Origin of the sequence: Streptomyces sp. NPDC056479, from assembly GCF_042795335.1 — a bacterium.
In the GTDB taxonomy this organism is placed as follows: Bacteria; Actinomycetota; Actinomycetes; order Streptomycetales; family Streptomycetaceae; genus Streptomyces.
The window spans coordinates 394,593-413,937 of the sequence record NZ_JBHTRZ010000007.1 but is presented as its reverse complement, the minus strand read 5'-3'; the positions used below and the strand labels follow the sequence as shown (position 1 = coordinate 413,937).

Here is a 19,345-nt window from a genome sequence, read left to right as displayed (position 1 = left end):
TCAGGCCACCCCCCGCGCATGCTCCACGACGGGCGCGCCCCGCTCCGGCAGGACGACGCCGATCAGGTCGATGCGGACGCCTCCCGGTGGGGCGCCTCCGTGGGTGTGGAGCCAGCTCTCCGCGAGGCCCCGCAGGCGCTGCGCCTTCTCCGGGGTCACCGCGGCCATCGGATGCTCGAAGGCACCCTTCCTGCGCGTCTTGACCTCGCACACGACCAGGACGTCGCCGTCCCGCGCCACGATGTCGATCTCTCCGGTCCTGCCACAGCGCCAGTTGCGCTCCAGAACCGTCATCCCGGTCTCGACCAGCCGCCGCGCGGCCAGGGTCTCGCCGTACCTGCCGAGTGCACTCCGTGCGTTCATGTCGGCACCACCTCCGGTGCCAACCGTCACGCAAGCGCCTCCACGAAGTGGATCTTGGTGGATAACTCAGCGGTTGTGGATAAGTCCGTCACCCACCCGGACCGTCACCGGCCCGAACCGTCACCCACCCGGCAACTCCAGATCACTCTTGTTCAGCTCCTCAATGTTCACGTCCTTGAACGTCAACACCCGGACCTGCTTCACAAAGCGAGCCGGCCGGTACATGTCCCAGACCCAGGCATCAGCCATGGACACCTCAAAGAACACCTCACCCTGGACCGAATGCACCTGCATCTCATAGTCGTTGGTCAGGTAGAAGCGGCGCTCGGTCTCGATCACATACTTGAACAGACCGACGACATCGCGGTACTCCCGATAGAGCTTGAGCTCCATCTCGGTCTCGTACTTCTCGAGGTCCTCGGCGCTCATGGCATCCCCTTCAGCCGTGCGATCCCACCATTGTGCGCCAGTCCCGTCAGCACCTAGACAATTTCGGGGTCAAGGGTCACGGGCCCGGCGGGGGGACCTTCGTCGAGCAGAGTGTGCAGCAGCTCGGCGAGTCTGGTCGGATACACCGTCTCACGTGCTCGGGCAAGTTCCTGACACGTCCACCAGCGCGCACCGGCGACGCTGCGCCGCTCCAGTTCGGTGAGGGCGACGGCCCTGGTCGCCGTCTGTGTCGTACGGGCCAGGTAGTACCACTCGTCCTGGTCCCAGCGGCGTCCCGCGAACGGGAAGGAGCACCTCCGCCGCCACAGCACGGGGCCGAGTTCGACCTCCGTGATGCCGGTCTCCTCGGCGAGTTCCCGCAACGCGGCCTCTTCGCGCGTCTCGTCGCCCTCGAGTCCCCCGCCGGGCGTGAACCACCAGTCGTCGGCCGGATCCTCCGGCTCATGGCCGTACAGGAGCAGGATGCGGTCGTCGGGGTCGAGCAGGACGACCCGGGCCACCTTGCGCAGCCCGCGGGCGTGGTCCTCGGTCGCCTCAGCGGGCACCCGCGGGCTCCGTCCGCGCGCCGGCGCGGCCTCCGAGCCGCTTCGCGATCGGGCCGTACGCCCCGCCGCCCAGCACCAGCACGGCGCCCGCGACGATCAGCGCGCCGACCGTGCCCAGTGGCCCCTGCGGCGACAGCGCGCCGAGCTTCTCGAAGCCCGTGGGGCGCTCGAGCATGCCGTCCATGGGCCAGACGACGGCGTCCACGCGGGCCGACACGGCGCTGCGCGCCACCGTTCCCCTCGCGGCGTCCGTGAGGTGGGCCGTGGAGTCCAGGGAGCCGCTTCGCTCGTCACCGAGCAGGAAGAGCCTGTCCTTCGGGACCGTCACGGTCGGGAAGCCCTGGAGCTCGGCCAAGCCGTCCTCGGCCAGGTACGGCTCGTCGATCTGCTTGCCGTTGACGGTCAGCTTGCCGTCGGTGCAGCAGGCCACCGTGTCACCGCCGACGGCGACCACGCGCTTGACGACGGGCGCGTTGGTCACCCAGGTCTTGTCGGTGAAGACGACCACGTCACCACGGCGTATGTCCTCACCGTCGATGCGCTGGGCCAGCACCCGGTCACCGGCGCCGATCGTCGGCGCCATCGAACTGGTGGGCACGGTGTACGGCCGGTACTCCACCGCTCCCCAGGCGAAACCGCCCAGGAACAGCACCAGGCCCAGCGCCACGGCCAGTCCGGACAACAACTGTCCGAGCCGGCTGCCCGCCGGGCCCCTGCTCGCGCCACCGTCACGCGGCGCCGTACGTGTCGTGCTCTCGCCACCCATGGGTCCGCACCCTACCCGGCGGTACCGACACCGGGCAGCCCCTCCCCGGCCCCGGGGTCAGGGGCTCGGCAAAGCTTTGCCCAGCAATCACGCTCCGGGCCGGCCGCTCGGCCGGTCAGCGCGTCTGCGCAGCCTTGTTCCGCTGCCGGCGCCACAGCACCAGCGGCACCGCACCCGCCAGGGCGAGCCCCTGCGGCGCGACGGTCAGCGCGGCCGACCGGGCGTTCAGGTTCTGCTCGAAGGTGTCCGGGACCGGCAGGTTGTCCCAGCGGTTGACCGGCCAGGCGATCACGATGGCGCGGCCGACGACCTCGTCGACGGGAACCATGCCGTGATTCTTGTCGGACTGGTTGTAGCGCGAGTCCCGGGAGTTCTGCCGGTGGTCGCCCATGACCCAGATGAAGCCCTCGGGGACCTTGACCTTGAACTCGCCGCCCTGGTCGTCCAGGCTGCACGGCGTGTTGCCGGGATAGACGTACGGCTCGTTCAGCGCCTTGCCGTTGACCAGCAGCGGGCCGGTCTTCTTGCACTCGATCGTGTCACCGCCGACGCCGACCACGCGCTTGATGAGGTCCTTCTCCTCCGCGGACGGCATCAGGCCGATCCAGCTGAGGAAGGTCTGCAGGGCGTTGGGGTCCGGGGTGGGCTCGCCCGCCAGCCAGTTGTCGGGGTCGTGGAAGACGACGACCTCGCCGCGCTCGGGCTCGGAGCCGAACCAGGGGGTGAGCTTGTCGACCAGGACGCGGTCACCCTGCTGGAGGGTGTTCTGCATCGAGTCGGAGGGGATCGAGAACGCCTGCACCAGGAACGTCTTGATCAGCAGCGCCAGGACGAGCGCGATGCCGATCAGGATGGGCAGCTCCTTCCAGAAGGAGCGCTGCTTCTTCGGCTGGGGGGCAGCCCCGGGCCCCTGACCGTCGGTCGGCGGCTGCCCGCTCGACCCTGAACCGCCACCGGCCTCTCCGGGCTCATTCCCGGAGGTCACGGCGCCGTCCGCGGCCGGGTCGGCTGCTTCCACGGGGTGTCCGCGGTGCTCCTCGCCGTCGTGCCCGGATCGTGCGCCAACCGCCACATCCCCCACGCCAACTCCTTACTCTGTGCCGCTGCCTGCCCCATAGCCGGCGCAGGCCCACCACTCCCATAACGAGCGGGAGTTCCGCAGGGGTCGGGAGCTGGATCGTTCCGTTCGAATCGTCGGAAGCAACCCTATGCGACAGCCGGGGAGCCGCGGTCGACCCCGTCGCCGAGTCGGACACCGAAGCGTAGGTATTCGGCTCCTCCAGGGTGGTCATGTGACCGAAGGGCCAGGCGATCCACATCGCCCGTCCGACCACCTCCCCCTCGGAGACCGTGCCGCCGTAGCCCTGGTCCTGGTGCGCGCGGGAGTCCGCGGAGTTGGCCCGGTGGTCTCCCATCACCCACAGCCGGCCCTGCGGGACGGTGATGTCGAACCTCGCCTCGGAGGGGGAGTTGCCGGGGTACAGATAGTCCTCGTTCAGGGGAATCCCGTTGACCGTGACCCGCCCCTGCGTGTCACAGCATTTGACGCGGTCCCCGCCGACGCCGACGACCCGCTTGATGAGGTCCTTCTCGTCGTCGGACGGCAGCAGGCCGATGAAGGTGAGCGCCTCCTTGACCTGCTTGACGACGACGGGGTCCTCCTTCTTCACCGTCGTCTGCTCGTCCTGGAGCCAGCCGCCGGGGTCCTTGAATACGACGACGTCACCGCGCTGCGGCTTGGAGCCGAACCAGGGGGTGAGCTTGTCGACCAGGACGCGGTCGCCGATCTGGATCGTCTGTTCCATGGAGCCGGACGGGATCACGAAGGCCTGGACGAGGAAGGTCTTCAGGACCAGCGCTATGAGGACCGCGACACCTACGAGGAGGGGTATCTCCTTGATCGCGGAACGCCTGCGGCGCCGCTTGACCTTGCGCTGGAGCTTGCGTCGCTCCGCGCGCGTACGACCGCCGGCCGGACTGGCGGCGCGCCGCGCACCGGTGGGCAGCAGATTGTCGGCGGCGCTGCTGGGCACGCCGCGGGGCCTGCCACGGTTACCCATGCGCGCCCTCCGTCGAGGGCACGCGCGCGTAGCCGTCCGGACGGTGCAGGCGGGTCCAGTGGGCGGTCGGCCATACGATCCAGTCGGCGCGGCCGACGACGTCCTCGACCGGGATCATGCCGCCGCCGGGCGAACCCAGATGGTCGCGGGAGTCGCTGGAGGCGCTGCGGTGGTCGCCGAGGACGAACAGGCCCCCGTCGGGCACGACGACGTCGAAGCGCACCGTGGACGGGCTGTCGCCGGGGTACAGGAACGTCGACTCGTCGACCGACCGGCCGTTCACCCGGATCCTCCCCTTCTTGTCACAGCAGACCACGTGGTCTCCCCCCACACCCACAACGCGCTTGATGTAGTCGGCATCCCCGAAATACCCGGTTCCGTCGAACACGACAACATCCCCGCGCCGCGGATCGGCACCGAAACGGTACGCCAACTTATTTACGAGAACGCGGTCCCCGATCCTCAATCCGGACTCCATGGATCCGCTGGGAATCTCGAACGGCCGTACCACGAACGTGTTGAGCAGCAGCAGAAACACCAGCAGGACCAGCATCGTCAGGCTGATCCGCCCGCCCGGCAGCCACTCGGCGATCCATGGCACCAACGCGAAACGCGACCGTCCCTCCTGGCCCTCCGGGTCCGAGATCGCCTCGGAGTCGGAAGGGCGGGAGGAGCGGTCGCGCTCCGTCGGCTGTGCTTCGGTGTCCATCGGGGCCAGATGCTATCCGGCCCCGCTTTGGACCCCGTGGGGGCGAGCCCCCGAAAGCGCTCAGTTCTCGCGCTTCTCCTTGATCTTCGCCGCCTTGCCGCGCAGCTCGCGCAGGTAGTACAGCTTGGCGCGGCGCACGTCACCCTTGGTGACCAGCTCGATCTTCTCGACGATCGGGGTGTGCACCGGGAAGGTGCGCTCGACGCCGACGGAGAAAGAGACCTTGCGGACCGTGAAGGTCTCGCGCACGCCGGCACCCTGGCGGCGGATGACAACGCCCTTGAACTGCTGCACACGAGAGCGGTTGCCCTCGATGACGCGGACGTGGACGTTGACGGTGTCACCCGGGCGGAAGGCCGGGACGTCGCTGCGCAGCGACGCGGAGTCGACGGAGTCGAGCAGGTGAGACATTTCGTCTGCTTTCTTCGCCCATGCCACAGGTCATAGGCGGGAGCTAGGTGTTTCTTGAGGATGCTGTCCGTGTCGGGGCGGGCGTCGTGTCCCCCTGTGGCAGGGGCGCGCGCCGGACGACGCACAACAGCGGGCTATTCTTCCACGCCGTCGGCCCTGCGCCAAAATCGGCCGAACGGCTCCCCCTCCGGATCGGGCATCCAGCCCAGGATGGAGAGCATCTCGCGGTCCTTCTTGTCGAAGGCCTTGGGGTCGCAGCGCTCGATGAGGTCGGGCCGGTTGGCCGTCGTACGCCGCAGGGCCTCGTCCCGCCGCCAGCGTGCGATCTTGCCGTGGTGACCGCTGAGCAGCACGTCCGGGATGTCCCGGCCACGCCACTCGGGGGGCTTGGTGTAGACGGGGCCCTCCAGCAGGCTCGCCATCGCGCCGGGCGCGAAGGAGTCGTCCCGGTGGGACTCGGCGTTGCCCAGGACGCCGGGCAGCAGCCGGGCCACGGCCTCGGTGATGACCAGTACGGCCGCCTCGCCGCCGGCGAGGACGTAGTCGCCGATGGACACCTCGTGGACGGGCATACGGGTGGCGTACTCGTCGATGACACGTCGGTCGATGCCCTCGTAGCGGGCCGGCGTGAAGATCAGCCAGGGCCGCTCGGAGAGTTCGACGGCGAGTTCCTGGGTGAAGGGGCGGCCGCTGGGCGTGGGGACGATCAGGCAGGGTCCGCGGGAGCCGGCCTCGTAGCCGTCGGCCAGGACGGAGTCCAGCGCGTCGCCCCAGGGGTCGGTCTTCATGACCATGCCGGGGCCGCCGCCGTACGGGGTGTCGTCGACGGTGTTGTGGCGGTCGTACGTCCAGCCGCGCAGGTCGTGCACCTGGACGTTCAGCTGCCCACGCGCGCGTGCCTTGCCGACGAGGGAGACGTTCAGGGGCTCCAGGTACTCGGGGAAGATCGTGACGACGTCGAGGCGCATTACGACTCGTCCCTGCTGGAAGCGATCTCCGCGCGGTCGTCGATCAGACCGGGCGGAGGTGTGATCACCGCCCGCTGCTCCTCGAGGTCGATCTCCGCGACGATCTCCTCGACGAACGGGATCAGGACCTCGCTGCCGTCGGGGCGCTCCACGATGAACAGGTCCTGCGAGGGCAGGTGCGAGATCTCGGTGATCCGGCCGACCTCGACACCGTCCTTGGTGACCACGTCCAGATCCATCAGCTGGTGGTCGTAGTACTCGCCCTCTTCCTCGGGCAGCTCATCCGGGTCGATCTCGGCGATCAGCAGGATGTTGCGCAGCGCTTCGGCGGCGTTGCGGTCGGCGACGCCCTCGAAGCGCAGCAGGAGACGGCCGCTGTGGACGCGTCCCGTCGCGATGGTGAGCGGTCCCGCGGTGGCGGGATCGGTGGCGAGTACGGCGCCGGGCCCGAGCCTGCGCTCCGGCTCATCGGTGCGGACCTCGACGGTGACCTCGCCCTTGATGCCATGGGCACGGCCGATCCGTGCGACTACCAGCTGCACGAGTCCAAATCTCCTGTCGTACGACTACGGGCCGGGGACGGCCCAGTGGCCCTCCCCGGCCCGAGCCGGTGCTGCGTTCGGCGTCAGCGGACGTGGTCCACGTCGACGAGGTCGACGCGGACACCGCGGCCGCCGATGGCGCCCACGACGGTGCGCAGAGCGCGTGCGGTGCGGCCGTTGCGGCCGATCACCTTGCCGAGGTCGTCGGGGTGGACCCGGACCTCCAGCACACGCCCGCGGCGCAGGTTGCGGGATGCGACCTGCACATCGTCAGGGTTGTCGACGATGCCCTTCACGAGGTGCTCGAGAGCCTCCTCGAGCATGCTCAGGCCTCGGCCGACTCGGACTCGGCGGCAGCCTCGTCCTTCTTCTCCGCCTTCTTCTTCTGGGTGATCGCCTCACCCTTGCCCTCGTCGTCGCCACCGAGGGCCTCGAACGACGGGCGCGCCTTCTTCGGCTCGGCAACCAGCAGCGGAGCCGGGGCGGGCTCGCCCTTGAACTTCTGCCAGTCGCCGGTCTTCTTCAGAATGGCGAGGACGGGCTCGGTCGGCTGCGCGCCGACACCCAGCCAGTACGCCACACGGTCGCCGTCCACCTCGATGACCGACGGGTTGTAGGTCGGGTGGTACTTGCCGATCTCCTCGATCGCACGGCCGTCACGGCGGGTGCGGGAGTCGGCGACGACGATGCGGTAGTGAGGCGAACGGATCTTGCCCAGACGCTTCAGCTTGATCTTGACTGCCACGGGAGTGGGTTCTCCTGGTTTTGACGTGGTTGGGCACGGCGAGATGGCCGCGTGGGGTTGCGGTACCCGAGTGCCCGATGGACGCGTCAGCCGGAGGCGAGAGGGTTCCTGTGCGGCTGTCGAGTACAGCTAGCCATTGTGCCACACCCTGCGGGTCGCTTTTGGCCGAGGGGGCGGGAGGGCGCCCGGGGCATGGCTGAGGGGCACCCGGCGATCGGGGTGCCCTGCGAGGTGGGTCGCGCAGCCCGGCGCCTGCGGGGCGCCGCTGCTACTGCGCAGCGGCACCCCGCCATCGACGCCGCGTCCTGAACCGACAGCCACGAGATGCCGGTGCCGACGCGTCTGCGTTACGCCGCTCCGACCACCTCGGGGATCCGGAACGGCTTCCCGCAGCCGCCGCACACGATCGGGGCCTGGGCCAGGACCGACGGGACGACCCGGACGTTGCGGCCGCAGTCGCAGACCGCCTTGACGCGGACGCCGCCTCCTGAGGAGCCGTGGCGGGCCGCCGGACCACGGAAGGTGCGGCTGGTGTCGGCGGAGGTCGCCGCGGTATGGGCCTTCAGGGCGCGCTGGAGGCGTTCGATGGTCGGGCGGTAGCGGCGCTTGGCCTCGGGGTTCAGCGTGACCAGGGAGAAACCGCTGCTCGGGTGCGGCTCCTCGGGGTGGTCGAGGCCCAGCTCCTCGGCGATCGCAAGGAATCTGCGGTTGTGGTACCGGCCGGCCCGGGAGGTGTCGCGGACGCCGCGCGAGGCGGCGACGCCATGGACTGCCTCATGAAGCAGTCGCTCGAAGGAGAGCTCGTGACCGCACGCGGACGACGACTCCCCGATCAGGGACTCTGGCGCGGCGAGATCCGGCAGCTCGGGGTGGTACCGCTGAATGTCGGCCCACGCCTGCGCCAGCTCTGCGGCGAGTACAGGTGGTGTCTGTGTCGTGCTCACGTAATGACAACGAGCCGGAGTGCCGCTGTGTTCCGATTCCGGGCCATCCCAAATAATTTGCACGTACCCGTCAGTTCCGAATGATGCGCCCGGACGAGGGCGGGTGCGCTGATCTGCGGAGAAGCCTCACAGCTCATACCAAGCCGGTGCGTAGTCTGACGTACGCCCCGGCGCGTACGCCCCGTCCACGCGCCGGTGCGGCTGTGGTCCGCGGATGCGCAAGAGGCGTTTCGGCCGCTCTCGTTCCACACGGGCGTCATCTCAGTAAGCGCGCGCGACGACGGCGACGTTACCGGGTGCGTCGTCGGCGTCCGGCACCGACCCGTCCTCGGCGACCAGACACCGTACGGTCACGGCGTGCGCGGCCAGTCTGGCCTCGCCTTCTTCGCCGAGCGTGGCCCACGGCAGGCGCGCCCAGCCGCCGGCCGTGGCCGCCTCGACGGCTTCCTCGATCGTCGACACCTCCGACGTACGGGATTCGCGGCGCTCGCGGGACCGGCGCAGCAGCAGCGCCTGGTCCTCCTCGAGGATCGTGGGGAGCAGCCCGGCCAGTGCGTCGAGCGGAACCGGCTCCTTGCCTCCCGGGATCCGCCGGGCCAGCATCGCCGTGCCGCTGTCCAGGTCACGGGGCCCGACCTCGATCCGTACCGGCACACCCTTGAGCTCCCAGTCGACCGCGCGGCGTCCGAACGGCGTGTCCGTGCGGTCGTCGACACGGACCCGGACGCCCGCCGCGGCCAGCCGGTCGCCGATCTCACGGACCTTGGCCAGAACCGGCTCGTCCCCCTTGATCGCCAGGACGACCGCCTGAATGGGCGCGAGCCGCGGCGGCACCCGCAGCCCGTCGTCGTCGCCGTGCGTCATGATCAGTCCGCCGACCATCCGGGTGGAGGAGCCCCAGGAGGTCTGCCAGACGTATTCCTCGCGGCCTTCCTTCGACAGGTACCGGGTCTGGAAGGCCTTGGCGAAATTCTGGCCGAGCTCGTGGCTGGTGCCCATCTGGAGGGCCTTGCCGTCGCCCATCATCGCCTCGAGGGTGAGGGTGTTGATCGCCCCGGCGAAGCGTTCGCTCGCGGTCTTGCGGCCCAGCACCACGTCGATCCCGAGGACATCGACCATGAAGTCGGCGTACACCTCCTTGTGGATGTACGCGGCGTAGTCCCGGGCGTCCTCGTAGGAGGCGTGTGCGGTGTGGCCCTCCTGCCAGAGGAATTCCGTCGTTCGCAGGAACACACGCGGGCGCATCTCCCAACGCACCACGTTCGCCCACTGGTTGATCAGCAGCGGCAGATCGCGGTAGCTCTGCACCCACTTGGAGAAGGAGTCGTTGATGATCGTCTCGGAGGTGGGCCGGACGACGACGGGCTCCTCGAGCTCCTTGCCGCCGCCGTGCGTGACGACGGCCAGCTCGGGGGCGAAGCCCTCGACGTGCTCGGCCTCCCTGGTCAGATACGACTGCGGGATGAACAGCGGGAAGTAGGCATTGGAGGCACCGGCCCGCTTGATGCGGGCGTCGAGCTCCGCCTGCATCCGCTCCCACAGCCCGTATCCGTACGGCCGGATCACCATCGTGCCGCGCACCGGACCGTTGTCCGCGAGCTCCGCCTTGCTGATCAGATCCTGGTACCAGCGCGGGAAGTCATGTGCCTGTGGCGTCAGTACAGGTGCCTTTGCCATGGCCAGATGGTACGGGCGCATGTTGCCGGAATGTGAATTTCGGCCACGGACACGACGAACCCACAAGCCGGGCTCCGCGACCCCTGGACGCGGAGTCGGGTGCGGAGTTTCCTGGCATACGGGGGACCGCGACCGCTTGCCACGGGGGCGAAGGAATCGGGCACGGCGACAACTCTGGGCGGATTGGGGCGCTTTACATGACACCTACGCTCGTGCGGCAGCACCTACCTCACGCGGGCCCGACGCCCCACGTGGACCTGTGTGCACGCGCGCGTGACTGGTCCGAGATCCAGGAGCGGATGCTGGTTCCGCTCCACGAGGCCGTCTACGAGCGACTGGACGTGGGCCCGGGCACCCGGCTGCTGGGCCTGGGCTGCGGCAGCGGGCTCGCCCTCCTCGCGGCGGCGTCCAGAGGCGCGGCCGTCACCGGTGTCGAGTCCGCCTCCCCCGAACGGCTGGCCCTCGCCCGGCAGCGGCTGCTGCCCGAGGCGTGGGACACGCGCGCGCGTGCCGGGACCCGGCTCGTCGACGGCGCGCCGAGCACCGCGGCGGAGGCGTACACCGTGGTGACCGCGTTCGAGCCGATCGGGTGCCTCGCGGGTGACTCCGAAGGGCTCGGCGAGGCGCTCGCCGCCGCGACTCCGCTGGCCGAGCGGGGGGCGCCCGTCGTGCTCGCCGGCTGGGGGCCGCCGGAGCGCTGCGCCACGTCGTCGGTGCTGCGGGTCGCCACCAAGCTGGCCGATCCCCTGCGCAGTACGGGCAGTTGGCGCCCCGCCCTGCGTGACGACCTGGAGGAGGTCGTACAGCGCGCGGGCCTGCGACCCGACGGTTCCGGGCGGGTGGCGTGCCCGTTCGGATACGCGGACGTCGACAGTGCCGTACGCGGACTGTTGTCGACGGGGTTGTTCGACGCGGCGATCTCCGCGACCGACCAGGTGCAGGTGGACAAGGAGTTGGCGGAGGCGCTGCATCCGTATCTGCGGCAGGACGGGACGGTGTGGATGCCGAACGTGTTCCGGTACCTGATCGCCCGCGTGCCCTGAGGCGTGGCGTCGCCTAGGAGGTCTCCTCCTTCGACAGCCGTGTGATCCCGGCGATCCGGTACGCGTCCGCCTCCTCCAGCGTCTCGTGCTCCAGCAGCGCCTCCGCGAGCGCGGTCAACTGCCCGCGGTGGTCGCGGAGTTTGCGGCAGGCCTCCTCGTAGCAGTCGTCGACGATCCGGCGCATCTCGGAGTCGATGGCGTCGAGCGTCTGCGGCGCGGCGGACAGTCCGTAGGCCTGCTGGGCATCGCTCGGCAGGGCGGACAGCCGGCCGACGCGCTCGCTCATGCCCCAGCGGGCCACCATCCCGCGCGCGATGTTGGTGACCTGTTCGAGGTCGTTCTCGGCTCCGGTGGTGACGACCCCGTAGACCACGTCCTCGGCCGCCATGCCACCCAGGGCGCCGATGATCCGGCCGCGCAGATACTCCTCGGAGTGCGCGTACCGCTCCACCTCGGGGGTCGACATCGTCACGCCGAGTGCCCGACCGCGCGGCACGATGGTGATCTTACGGACCGGGTCGGCGCCCGGCTGCAGCATGCCCAGGAGGGCGTGCCCGCTCTCGTGGTACGCGGTGCGGCGGCGGTCCTCCTCGGGCATCACGAGGGTGCGTTCGGCGCCCAGCTGCACCTTCTCCAGCGCCTCGGACAGATCCGCGGCCGTCACCTGCTCCTGTCCCCGCTTGACCGCGAGCAGGGCGCCCTCGTTGGCGAGGTTGGCCAGATCCGCACCTGTCATGCCCGGCGTCTTGCGGGCGAGCTGGACGAGGTCCACGTCCTCGGCGAGCGGGATGTCGCGGGTGTGGATCGCCAGGATCGCCTCGCGCCCGCGGCGGTCCGGCGGGGAGACGTTGACCACCCGGTCGAAACGGCCGGGCCGGGTCAGTGCCGGGTCCAGGATGTCGGCGCGGTTCGTCGCCGCGATGACGATCACGCCCTCGGAGCCGGAGAAGCCGTCCATCTCCGTGAGGATCTGGTTCAGGGTCTGCTCGCGCTCGTCGTGACCGCTCACCGAGGCGCCGCCGCTGCGCACCCGTCCGATGGTGTCGATCTCGTCGATGAAGATGATCGACGGCGCCACCTTGCGGGCCTCGGCGAACAGCTCCCGCACGCGGGAGGCCCCGACACCGACGATCATCTCGATGAACTCGGACGCGGAGGCGGAGAAGAACGGCACGCCCGCCTCGCCCGCGACCGCACGCGCCAGCAGCGTCTTGCCGGTGCCGGGCGAGCCCGCGAGCAGCACGCCGCGCGGCATCTTCGCGCCCATCCTGCGGTAGGCGTCGGGATGCTCCAGGAAGTCGACGACGTCGTCCAGCTCGCCCTTGACCTCGTCGATGCCGGCCACGTCGGCGAACGTCGTGCGGTGCTTGCCCGGCAGCAGCTCGACCGGCTTGGGAGGCGCCTTGCGCCCGAACATGCCGCCCGCGCCGCGGCCGGCGAACCGCCGGGCGACGAAGAGCCACACCGCGACGATGATCACGAGGGGCGCCAGCGAGATCAGCAGGTTGACGAGGGGACCGCGCTGCTTCACGACCGGTTGCGCGGTCACCGTGACGTCGTGGCTGCTCAGCTCCTGCCAGAGGTCGTCGTCCGCGAAGGCCGGCCGCTGGGTCCTGAACTTGGTGTAGTCACCGTCGCCCTCGGGGTTGTCCCGTGCCTTCTTGAGCTCGCCCTGGATGGCGTCGCCCTTGGAGTAGATCTTGGAGACATTGCCGTCGTCGACCTGCCGGCTGAACTCCGTGTAGGAGATCGTCGGCTCGTCGCCCTCGTCGAGGTACGTCAGTCCGACCCAGGCCAGCAGGAACACGATCACGGCGGTGACCAGCAGGCTCCACCAGCGGCCGCGTGGGCGCCGGCCGCCGGACTTCCTGGGCGGCTCGTCCGGGGTGCCCTCGGTGCGCCACGGCTGGTCAGGGGCCTTGCGCGGCGGCGCGGCATCGCTCATATCTGGACGTTACGGCAGACAGCGGGCCATGGCATGCGCAGAGGGCGCCCTCGTGGCGAAGGGCGCCCTCTGCGACGTACGGGACGGACTCAGCCCATGAACTTCTTGAACTCGTCCGGCAGCTCGAAGTCCTGCGCTGCCTGCTGACCCGGCAGTCCGAGGGCGCCTCCGGCCTGAGCGGCGGCGGCCCGGCGGGCTGCCTCCTCCTGCTCCTGCTGCTTGCGCTTCATCGGGTTGCCGGAGCGCTGCTTGCCCTTGGCCTTCTTCGGCTGCTTCTTCGTACGGCCCGGACCGCCACCCATGCCAGGCATCCCCGGCATACCGGGCATTCCGCCGCCCTGGGCCATGCGGGACATCATCTTGCGGGCCTCGAAGAAACGCTCGACCAGGTTCTTGACCGCGCTGACCTCGACACCGGAACCCTTGGCGATACGAGCGCGGCGCGAGCCGTTGATGATCGTCGGTTCCTGGCGCTCGCCCGGCGTCATCGACTTGATGATCGCGGCGGTGCGGTCGACGTCGCGCTCGTCGAGGTTGTTGATCTGGTCCTTGATCTGGCCCATGCCGGGGAGCATGCCGAGCAGCTTGGAGATGGAGCCCATCTTCCTGACCTGCTCCATCTGGGCCAGGAAGTCGTCGAGGGTGAAGTCCTGGCCCTTCTTGGAGGCCAGCTTCTCGGCCATCTTCTGGGCTTCGGCCTGGTCGAACGTCTTCTCCGCCTGCTCGATCAGGGTGAGCAGGTCACCCATGTCGAGGATGCGGGAGGCCATCCGGTCCGGGTGGAAGGCGTCGAACTCGTCGAGCTTCTCGCCGTTCGACGCGAACATGATCGGCTTGCCGGTGATCTGCCGGATCGACAGGGCCGCACCACCGCGGGCGTCACCGTCGAGCTTGGAGAGCACCACGCCGTCGAAGCCGACGCCGTCACGGAAGGCCTCGGCGGTGTTGACCGCGTCCTGACCGATCATCGCGTCGACGACGAAGAGGATCTCGTCCGGCGAGACCGCGTCCCGGATGTCTGCGGCCTGCTGCATCATCTCCTGGTCGATGCCCAGGCGGCCGGCGGTGTCCACGATCACGATGTCGTGGACCTTGGCCTTGGCGTGCTCGATGGAGTCCTTGGCGACCTTGACCGGGTCACCGACGCCGTTGCCCGGCTCGGGCGCGTAGACCGCCACGCCGGCGCGCTCGGCGACGACGCTCAGCTGGTTCACGGCGTTCGGGCGCTGAAGGTCGGCGGCGACCAGCAGCGGCGAGTGGCCCTGCTCCTTCAGCCAGTGGGCGAGCTTGCCCGCGAGGGTGGTCTTACCGGCACCCTGCAGACCCGCGAGCATGATCACGGTCGGCGGCTGCTTGGCGAAGCGCAGACGCCGGGTCTCCCCGCCGAGGATCGTCACGAGCTCGTCGTTGACGATCTTCAGGACCTGCTGGGCCGGGTTCAGCGCCTTGGAGACGTCGGAACCGAGCGCGCGCTCCTTGACGTTCTTGATGAACGACCGGACGACCGGCAGCGCCACATCCGCTTCGAGGAGTGCGATGCGGATCTCGCGCGCGGTGGCGTCGATGTCCGCCTCGGAGAGCCGTCCCTTGCCGCGCAGGTTCTTGAAAGTCGCTGAGAGGCGATCGGAGAGAGTATCGAACACGGCGCTCGCGGTCCTCGGGGTCGGTGGCAGCTGGGAATCGCCCTCCAGGGTATCCCGGCGACGCAGGTTGCCGGGATCCCTGGTTCAGCCCCGCAACATCTCCTCCAGCTTCCTGGCCACGGACGCCGCCTCCTCACCGGGCAACGGCGCGCCTTCCGGCCCTGTGACATAAAACGCGTCGACTGCGTTCGCGCCCAGCGTGCTGACATGAGCGCTGCGGACCCGCACGCTCGCGTCCTCCAGCGCCCGGCCGATCCGGAACAGCAGTCCCGGCGCGTCCTGGGCCCGCACCTCGATCACCGTGGCCAGCCGGGAGGCGGCCGGATGGACCGTCACCCTGGGCGGCGGCGCGAGCACGCCCCGGCGGCGCGGATACGCCGCGTCCCGCTCGGCGAGACGGCCCGCGATGTCCAGGGAGCCGTCCAGGGCGCGTACCAGGTCGGCGCGCAGCCGGGCGGCCTGCGGCAGGGAGCCGTACTCGGCGGCGACCCGCCAGTTCAGCAGCAGGACGGAGCCCTCGACGCCGTCCGGCAGGTCCAGCGCGCGCAGTTCCGCGGTGCGGACGGTCAGGCGGTGCATCGCCAGGACACCGGCCACGGCGGGCAGCACGCCGGGCTGGTCGGGGACGGCGATGAGGAGTTCCACGCCGAGCGGCTCGGGGTCGCCCGGGGACTGCTCCTCCGTCGGCGGCTCGGTCTGGGCACGCAGGGCCAGGACGGGGCTGCCGGTGGCGACCGCCTCGATGGCGAGCCGTTCCTGCTCGGCGGTGGGCGCGGCGGCCTCGGGCTCCTCGGGATCGTCCCCGGCGAGCACGGCCCCGACCCGTTTCACCAGGTCGGTGACGAGAGACCCGCGCCAGGACGACCACGCCGCCGGTCCGGTGGCCAGGGCGTCCGCCTCGGTCAGTGCGTGCAGCAGCTCCAGCGTGCCCTGCGAGCCGACGGCCTCGGCGACCGAACGCACGGTGGCCGGGTCCTCCAGATCGCGCCGGGTCGCCGTCTCGACGAGCAGCAGGTGATGCCGTACGAGGGTGGAGAGCACGAGCACGTCGTCGCGGTCGAAGCCGATGCGCGCGGCCACGTCCTTGACGATGATCTCGCCGGCCACCGAGTGGTCGCCGGGCCAGCCCTTGCCGATGTCGTGCAGCAGCGCGGCGACCAGGAGGAGGTCGGGGCGGTGGACGCGGCGGGTGAACTCGGAGGCGCGCACGGCCGTCTCGATGAGGTGCCGGTCGACGGTCCAGATGTGCACGGCATTGCGCTGCGGACGGCAGCGCACCCGTTCCCAGTCGGGCAGGAGGTGGGTGATCAGCCCCTCGGCCTCCAGCGCCTCCCACACCTCGACCGTGGGCCGCCCGGAACCCAGCAGGGTCACGAGCTGCTCGCGCGCCTCGGCGGGCCAGGGCGTGGGCAGCGGGCGCGCGCCGGCCGCCATGCGCCGTACGGCGTGCAGGGAGAGCGGTAGTCCGGCCTGCGCGGCGGCGGCCGCCGCGCGCAGGGGCAGTACGGCGTCACGGTCGGGGCGAGCGGCACGGGCGAGCACGACCTCGCCGTCCTGCTCCACCACGCCCTCGGCGAGCGGAGAGCGCTCGGCGGTCGGCTTCGCGCCGCCCAGCATGGCGCGCAGACGCGGCCGCACAGCGCGGGCCCTCAGTACGCGCCCCACTTCGCGCCAGGTGACGTCACTGGCATACGAGATGACCCGCGCCGCCTCGTAGACCTGCCGCAGCAGGGTGTCCGCGTCGAGAAGTCCGAGCTCGGCGGCGACCTGGTCCTGCTCCTGGAGCGAGAGCCGGTCGGTCGCCCGCCCCGTGGTCAGATGCAGGGCGTCGCGTACGTCGAGCAGCCGGCGCCGGGCGTCGTCGAGGCCCTCGCGCGGGGCGTCGGCCAGCCAGGACGCTGCGACGGCGCGCAGGATGGTGGCGTCCCGCAGACCGCCGCGCGCCTCCTTCAGGTCGGGTTCCAGGAGGTACTGCAACTCGCCCTGGCGCTCGGCGCGCTCGGCGGACAGCTCCTGGAGTTCGGGCAGCTGCTTGGGCGCCTGGTTGCGCCAGTCGGCGAGGACGGCGGTGCGCAGTCCGGCCGTGAGGCCGAGGTCGCCCGCGATGTGGCGGGCGTCCAGCAGGCCCAGCTGGGCCTTGAGATCCTCGCCGGCCGTCTTGCGGGCCTCGGCCGGGGTACGCACGGAGTGGTCGAGGGCGAGACCGAGATCCCAGACCGGATACCAGATGCGGTCGGCCAGCGCGGCCACCGCCTTGCTGTCGCCGCCGTCGTGCAGCAGGAGCAGATCCAGGTCGCTGCGCGGGGACAGCTCGCCCCGGCCGTACCCGCCGACGGCGACCAGGGAGACACCGCGCAGTCCCTCCGCGCCGGCGGCGAACAGCCCGGTCAGCCACTCGTCGGTCAGCTCCGCGAGGGCGGCACGGCGCGGCGGCCCGGACCGCGCCCCCTCGGTGAGGAGACGCAGCCGGGCCGCCGCGTAGCCGCTGGGTCCCGAGTCCTCTGCATCCTTGGAAACGTCCGTGCTCGTCACCCAGCGACTCCTGTTCTGTTGCCCTGCCTCAGAGCGCGTCGGGCCCGCGCTCACCGGTCCGCACCCGTACGGCCGTCTCGACCGGCAGGGACCAGACCTTGCCGTCACCGATCTTGCCGGTACGGGCGGCCTTGACGATGACGTCGATCAGCTGCTCGGCGTCGTCGTCCTCGGCCAGGACCTCGATGCGGATCTTCGGGACCAGGTCGACGGTGTATTCGGCACCCCGGTAGACCTCGGTGTGGCCCCGCTGACGACCGTAGCCGCTGGCCTCGGTGACCGTCAGGCCGTGCACGCCGAAGGCCTGGAGGGCTTCCTTGATCTCGTCGAGCCGGTGGGGCTTGACGACTGCGGTGATGAGCTTCATGCGTCCACCTTCTTGCTCGCGGCCGCGGCGACCGGGGCGGGGGCGGCCGTCCGGGCGGCGCCGCCACCGGCGCCGCTGAAGTCGTATGCGGTCTCGGCGTGCTCGGCCTGGTCGATGCCGGCGACCTCGTCGTCCTCGGAGACCCGCATTCCGATGGTCTTGTCGAGGATGAAGGCGAGGAGCGCGGAGACGATCAGCGAGTAGGCCAGGACGGCGAAGACACCGGCGCACTGCTTCCAGAACTGGTCGAGGCCGCCGCCGTAGAAGAGGCCCTTGACCTCGGACTGGCCCTTGCCGCTGGCGAAGAAGCCGATCAGCAGGGAGCCGACGACACCGCCGACGAGGTGGACGCCGACGACGTCGAGCGAGTCGTCGTAGCCGAGCTTGTACTTAAGGCCCACGGCCATGGCGCACAGCAGACCGGCGATGGCACCGACGGCGATCGCGCCGAGCGGGGAGACGGCACCACCGGACGGGGTGATGGCGACCAGACCGGCGACCGCGCCGGAGGCGGCGCCCAGCGTGGTGAACGCGCCGTGGCGGATCTTCTCGTAGATGAGCCAGGCCAGCATGGCGGCGGCGGTGGCGACCTGCGTGTTGACGAACATCAGCGCGCCGACGCCGTCGTCGTTGCCGAGCCACGAGCCGGCGTTGAAGCCGAACCAGCCGAACCACAGCAGACCGGCGCCGAGCATGACCAGCGGGAGGCTGTGCGGACGCATCGGGTCCTTCTTGAAACCGATGCGCTTGCCGATGACGAGGATCACGCCGAGCGCCGCGGCACCGGCGTTGATGTGGACCGCCGTACCACCGGCGAAGTCGATCACACCGAGCTCGAAGGCCCAGCCGCCGGAGCCCCAGACCCAGTGGGCGACCGGGAAGTAGACGACGGTGACCCACAGCGCGACGAACAGCGCCCACGCCGTGAACTTCACACGGTCGGCCAGGGCACCGCTGATCAGGGCGGGTGTGATGATCGCGAACATCAGCTGGAAGACCATGAACACGAAGATCGGGATGGTGTAGCCGTCCCACAGCTCCGTCAGGCCGATGTTGCTGAGGCCGACCCAGTCGGAGTTCCAGCCGATGAGGCTGCCGGAGTCCGTACCGAAGGCCATGGAGAAGCCGTACAGCACCCACAGGATGGTGACGATCCCTATGCTGATGAAGCTCATCATGAGCATGTTCAGCGTGCTCTTGACGCGAACCATGCCTCCGTAGAAGAAGGCAAGGCCCGGGGTCATGATCAGGACCAGGGCGGAACAGATAAGCATGAAGCCTGTGTTGGCGGACGACAGCGTGGGTGCGTCCGCCGCAAGCGTGATGGCGGCTGATGCCATCGGCGTCTCCTCGTCATTGGTACGGCCCCGTGCGGGCGAAGCCTGAGCGGTATGAGGGGTGGGCCGGTTATGCGCCATGAGATTGGCGCAGCGCCGTTTCGGTGGAAGCCCCTCGTTGTTTCGCCGCCGTGACGAAGGCGCCCTGCGTGTTACGCGTCGATGAACTGCCGGATGTTCGGCCGTCTGATCGTTATCGTGGCGCAACCTTCACTGAAGGTGAGAAACCGGCCGCGGTCGGCCTTCCGATGACTGGCATGGGGGAGCCGAGTCGGGCAGTTCGGGAGGGCCGGCCGCG

The 19,345-nt window shown here is 70.0% G+C and carries 20 protein-coding genes; 1 reads left to right on the top strand and 19 read right to left on the bottom strand.

Translation table 11 applies throughout. From position 1 onward, the window contains the following. The 14 genes from ACFQ6S_RS28185 to proS all read right to left on the bottom strand — a co-directional run bounded on the left by ACFQ6S_RS28185 (window position 1) and on the right by proS (window position 10,180). On the bottom strand, window positions 1-363 hold the full coding sequence (locus ACFQ6S_RS28185; protein WP_383415454.1) for a YraN family protein: 363 nt from the start codon (window positions 361-363) through the stop codon (window positions 1-3). A gap of 120 nt (window positions 364-483) precedes the next feature. Next, on the bottom strand, window positions 484-792 hold the full coding sequence (locus tag ACFQ6S_RS28180) for a DUF2469 domain-containing protein (protein WP_003965949.1): 309 nt from the start codon (window positions 790-792) through the stop codon (window positions 484-486). A gap of 53 nt (window positions 793-845) precedes the next feature. Continuing rightward, complete coding sequence (locus ACFQ6S_RS28175) at window positions 846-1,358, bottom strand: NUDIX hydrolase (RefSeq protein WP_383415452.1); 513 nt, start codon at window positions 1,356-1,358, stop codon at window positions 846-848. Continuing rightward, a complete protein-coding gene (gene lepB, locus ACFQ6S_RS28170) occupies window positions 1,348-2,124 on the bottom strand; it encodes a signal peptidase I (RefSeq protein ID WP_383415449.1) in 777 nt (258 codons plus the stop codon). The genes ACFQ6S_RS28175 and lepB (ACFQ6S_RS28170) overlap by 11 nt, the downstream gene beginning before the upstream one ends. Before the next feature lie 115 nt (window positions 2,125-2,239). Continuing rightward, window positions 2,240-3,205 carry a signal peptidase I gene (gene lepB, locus ACFQ6S_RS28165; protein WP_383415446.1) on the bottom strand — a complete coding sequence of 322 codons (966 nt, stop codon included), beginning with the start codon at window positions 3,203-3,205 and terminating at the stop codon, window positions 2,240-2,242. Continuing rightward, window positions 3,093-4,184 (bottom strand): signal peptidase I, encoded by a 1,092-nt coding sequence (gene lepB, locus ACFQ6S_RS28160; RefSeq protein ID WP_383415443.1) that lies wholly within the window; start codon window positions 4,182-4,184, stop codon window positions 3,093-3,095. The genes lepB (ACFQ6S_RS28165) and lepB (ACFQ6S_RS28160) overlap by 113 nt, the downstream gene beginning before the upstream one ends. Further along, complete coding sequence (gene lepB / locus ACFQ6S_RS28155; RefSeq protein ID WP_383415440.1) at window positions 4,177-4,893, bottom strand: signal peptidase I; 717 nt, start codon at window positions 4,891-4,893, stop codon at window positions 4,177-4,179. The genes lepB (ACFQ6S_RS28160) and lepB (ACFQ6S_RS28155) overlap by 8 nt, the downstream gene beginning before the upstream one ends. Before the next feature lie 60 nt (window positions 4,894-4,953). Beyond that, a complete protein-coding gene (gene rplS / locus ACFQ6S_RS28150; RefSeq protein WP_190098062.1) occupies window positions 4,954-5,304 on the bottom strand; it encodes a 50S ribosomal protein L19 in 351 nt (116 codons plus the stop codon). Between the two features lie 134 nt (window positions 5,305-5,438). Then, a complete protein-coding gene (trmD, locus tag ACFQ6S_RS28145) occupies window positions 5,439-6,272 on the bottom strand; it encodes a tRNA (guanosine(37)-N1)-methyltransferase TrmD (RefSeq protein WP_383415437.1) in 834 nt (277 codons plus the stop codon). Next, complete coding sequence (gene rimM / locus ACFQ6S_RS28140) at window positions 6,272-6,814, bottom strand: ribosome maturation factor RimM (protein WP_383415434.1); 543 nt, start codon at window positions 6,812-6,814, stop codon at window positions 6,272-6,274. Before rimM ends, trmD begins: the two co-directional genes overlap by 1 nt. An 83-nt stretch (window positions 6,815-6,897) precedes the next feature. Beyond that, window positions 6,898-7,137: an RNA-binding protein gene (locus ACFQ6S_RS28135; RefSeq protein WP_003973401.1), complete on the bottom strand. Its 240-nt coding sequence runs from the start codon at window positions 7,135-7,137 to the stop codon at window positions 6,898-6,900. A 2-nt stretch (window positions 7,138-7,139) separates the two neighbouring features. Next, complete coding sequence (rpsP, locus tag ACFQ6S_RS28130; protein ID WP_030953383.1) at window positions 7,140-7,559, bottom strand: 30S ribosomal protein S16; 420 nt, start codon at window positions 7,557-7,559, stop codon at window positions 7,140-7,142. Window positions 7,560-7,906: 347 nt separating this feature from the next. After that, window positions 7,907-8,503, bottom strand: a complete 597-nt coding sequence (locus ACFQ6S_RS28125; RefSeq protein ID WP_147994015.1) for a hypothetical protein — start codon at window positions 8,501-8,503, stop codon at window positions 7,907-7,909. A gap of 261 nt (window positions 8,504-8,764) precedes the next feature. Then, window positions 8,765-10,180 (bottom strand): proline--tRNA ligase, encoded by a 1,416-nt coding sequence (proS, locus tag ACFQ6S_RS28120; RefSeq protein WP_383415430.1) that lies wholly within the window; start codon window positions 10,178-10,180, stop codon window positions 8,765-8,767. Window positions 10,181-10,377: 197 nt separating this feature from the next. Here proS and ACFQ6S_RS28115 point away from each other — a divergent pair, with 197 nt between their 5' ends. Next, complete coding sequence (locus tag ACFQ6S_RS28115) at window positions 10,378-11,223, top strand: SAM-dependent methyltransferase (protein WP_383415427.1); 846 nt, start codon at window positions 10,378-10,380, stop codon at window positions 11,221-11,223. Window positions 11,224-11,236: 13 nt separating this feature from the next. Here the strand turns inward: ACFQ6S_RS28115 and ftsH are convergent, their stop codons facing one another. The 5 genes from ftsH to ACFQ6S_RS28090 all read right to left on the bottom strand — a co-directional run bounded on the left by ftsH (window position 11,237) and on the right by ACFQ6S_RS28090 (window position 19,050). Then, a complete protein-coding gene (gene ftsH / locus ACFQ6S_RS28110) occupies window positions 11,237-13,168 on the bottom strand; it encodes an ATP-dependent zinc metalloprotease FtsH (RefSeq protein WP_383415424.1) in 1,932 nt (643 codons plus the stop codon). Between the two features lie 89 nt (window positions 13,169-13,257). Beyond that, a complete protein-coding gene (gene ffh, locus ACFQ6S_RS28105; RefSeq protein ID WP_383415421.1) occupies window positions 13,258-14,811 on the bottom strand; it encodes a signal recognition particle protein in 1,554 nt (517 codons plus the stop codon). An 84-nt stretch (window positions 14,812-14,895) separates the two neighbouring features. Then, the gene (locus ACFQ6S_RS28100; RefSeq protein WP_383415418.1) at window positions 14,896-17,343 is read right to left on the bottom strand and encodes a [protein-PII] uridylyltransferase; all 2,448 of its coding nucleotides are present in this window, start codon (window positions 17,341-17,343) and stop codon (window positions 14,896-14,898) included. Between the two features lie 28 nt (window positions 17,344-17,371). Then, entirely contained in the window at window positions 17,372-17,710 is a 339-nt protein-coding gene (locus tag ACFQ6S_RS28095) for a P-II family nitrogen regulator (RefSeq protein WP_003997576.1), read from the bottom strand. Beyond that, window positions 17,707-19,050 (bottom strand): ammonium transporter, encoded by a 1,344-nt coding sequence (locus tag ACFQ6S_RS28090; protein WP_383415414.1) that lies wholly within the window; start codon window positions 19,048-19,050, stop codon window positions 17,707-17,709. Before ACFQ6S_RS28090 ends, ACFQ6S_RS28095 begins: the two co-directional genes overlap by 4 nt. Window positions 19,051-19,345: the final 295 nt, after the last annotated feature.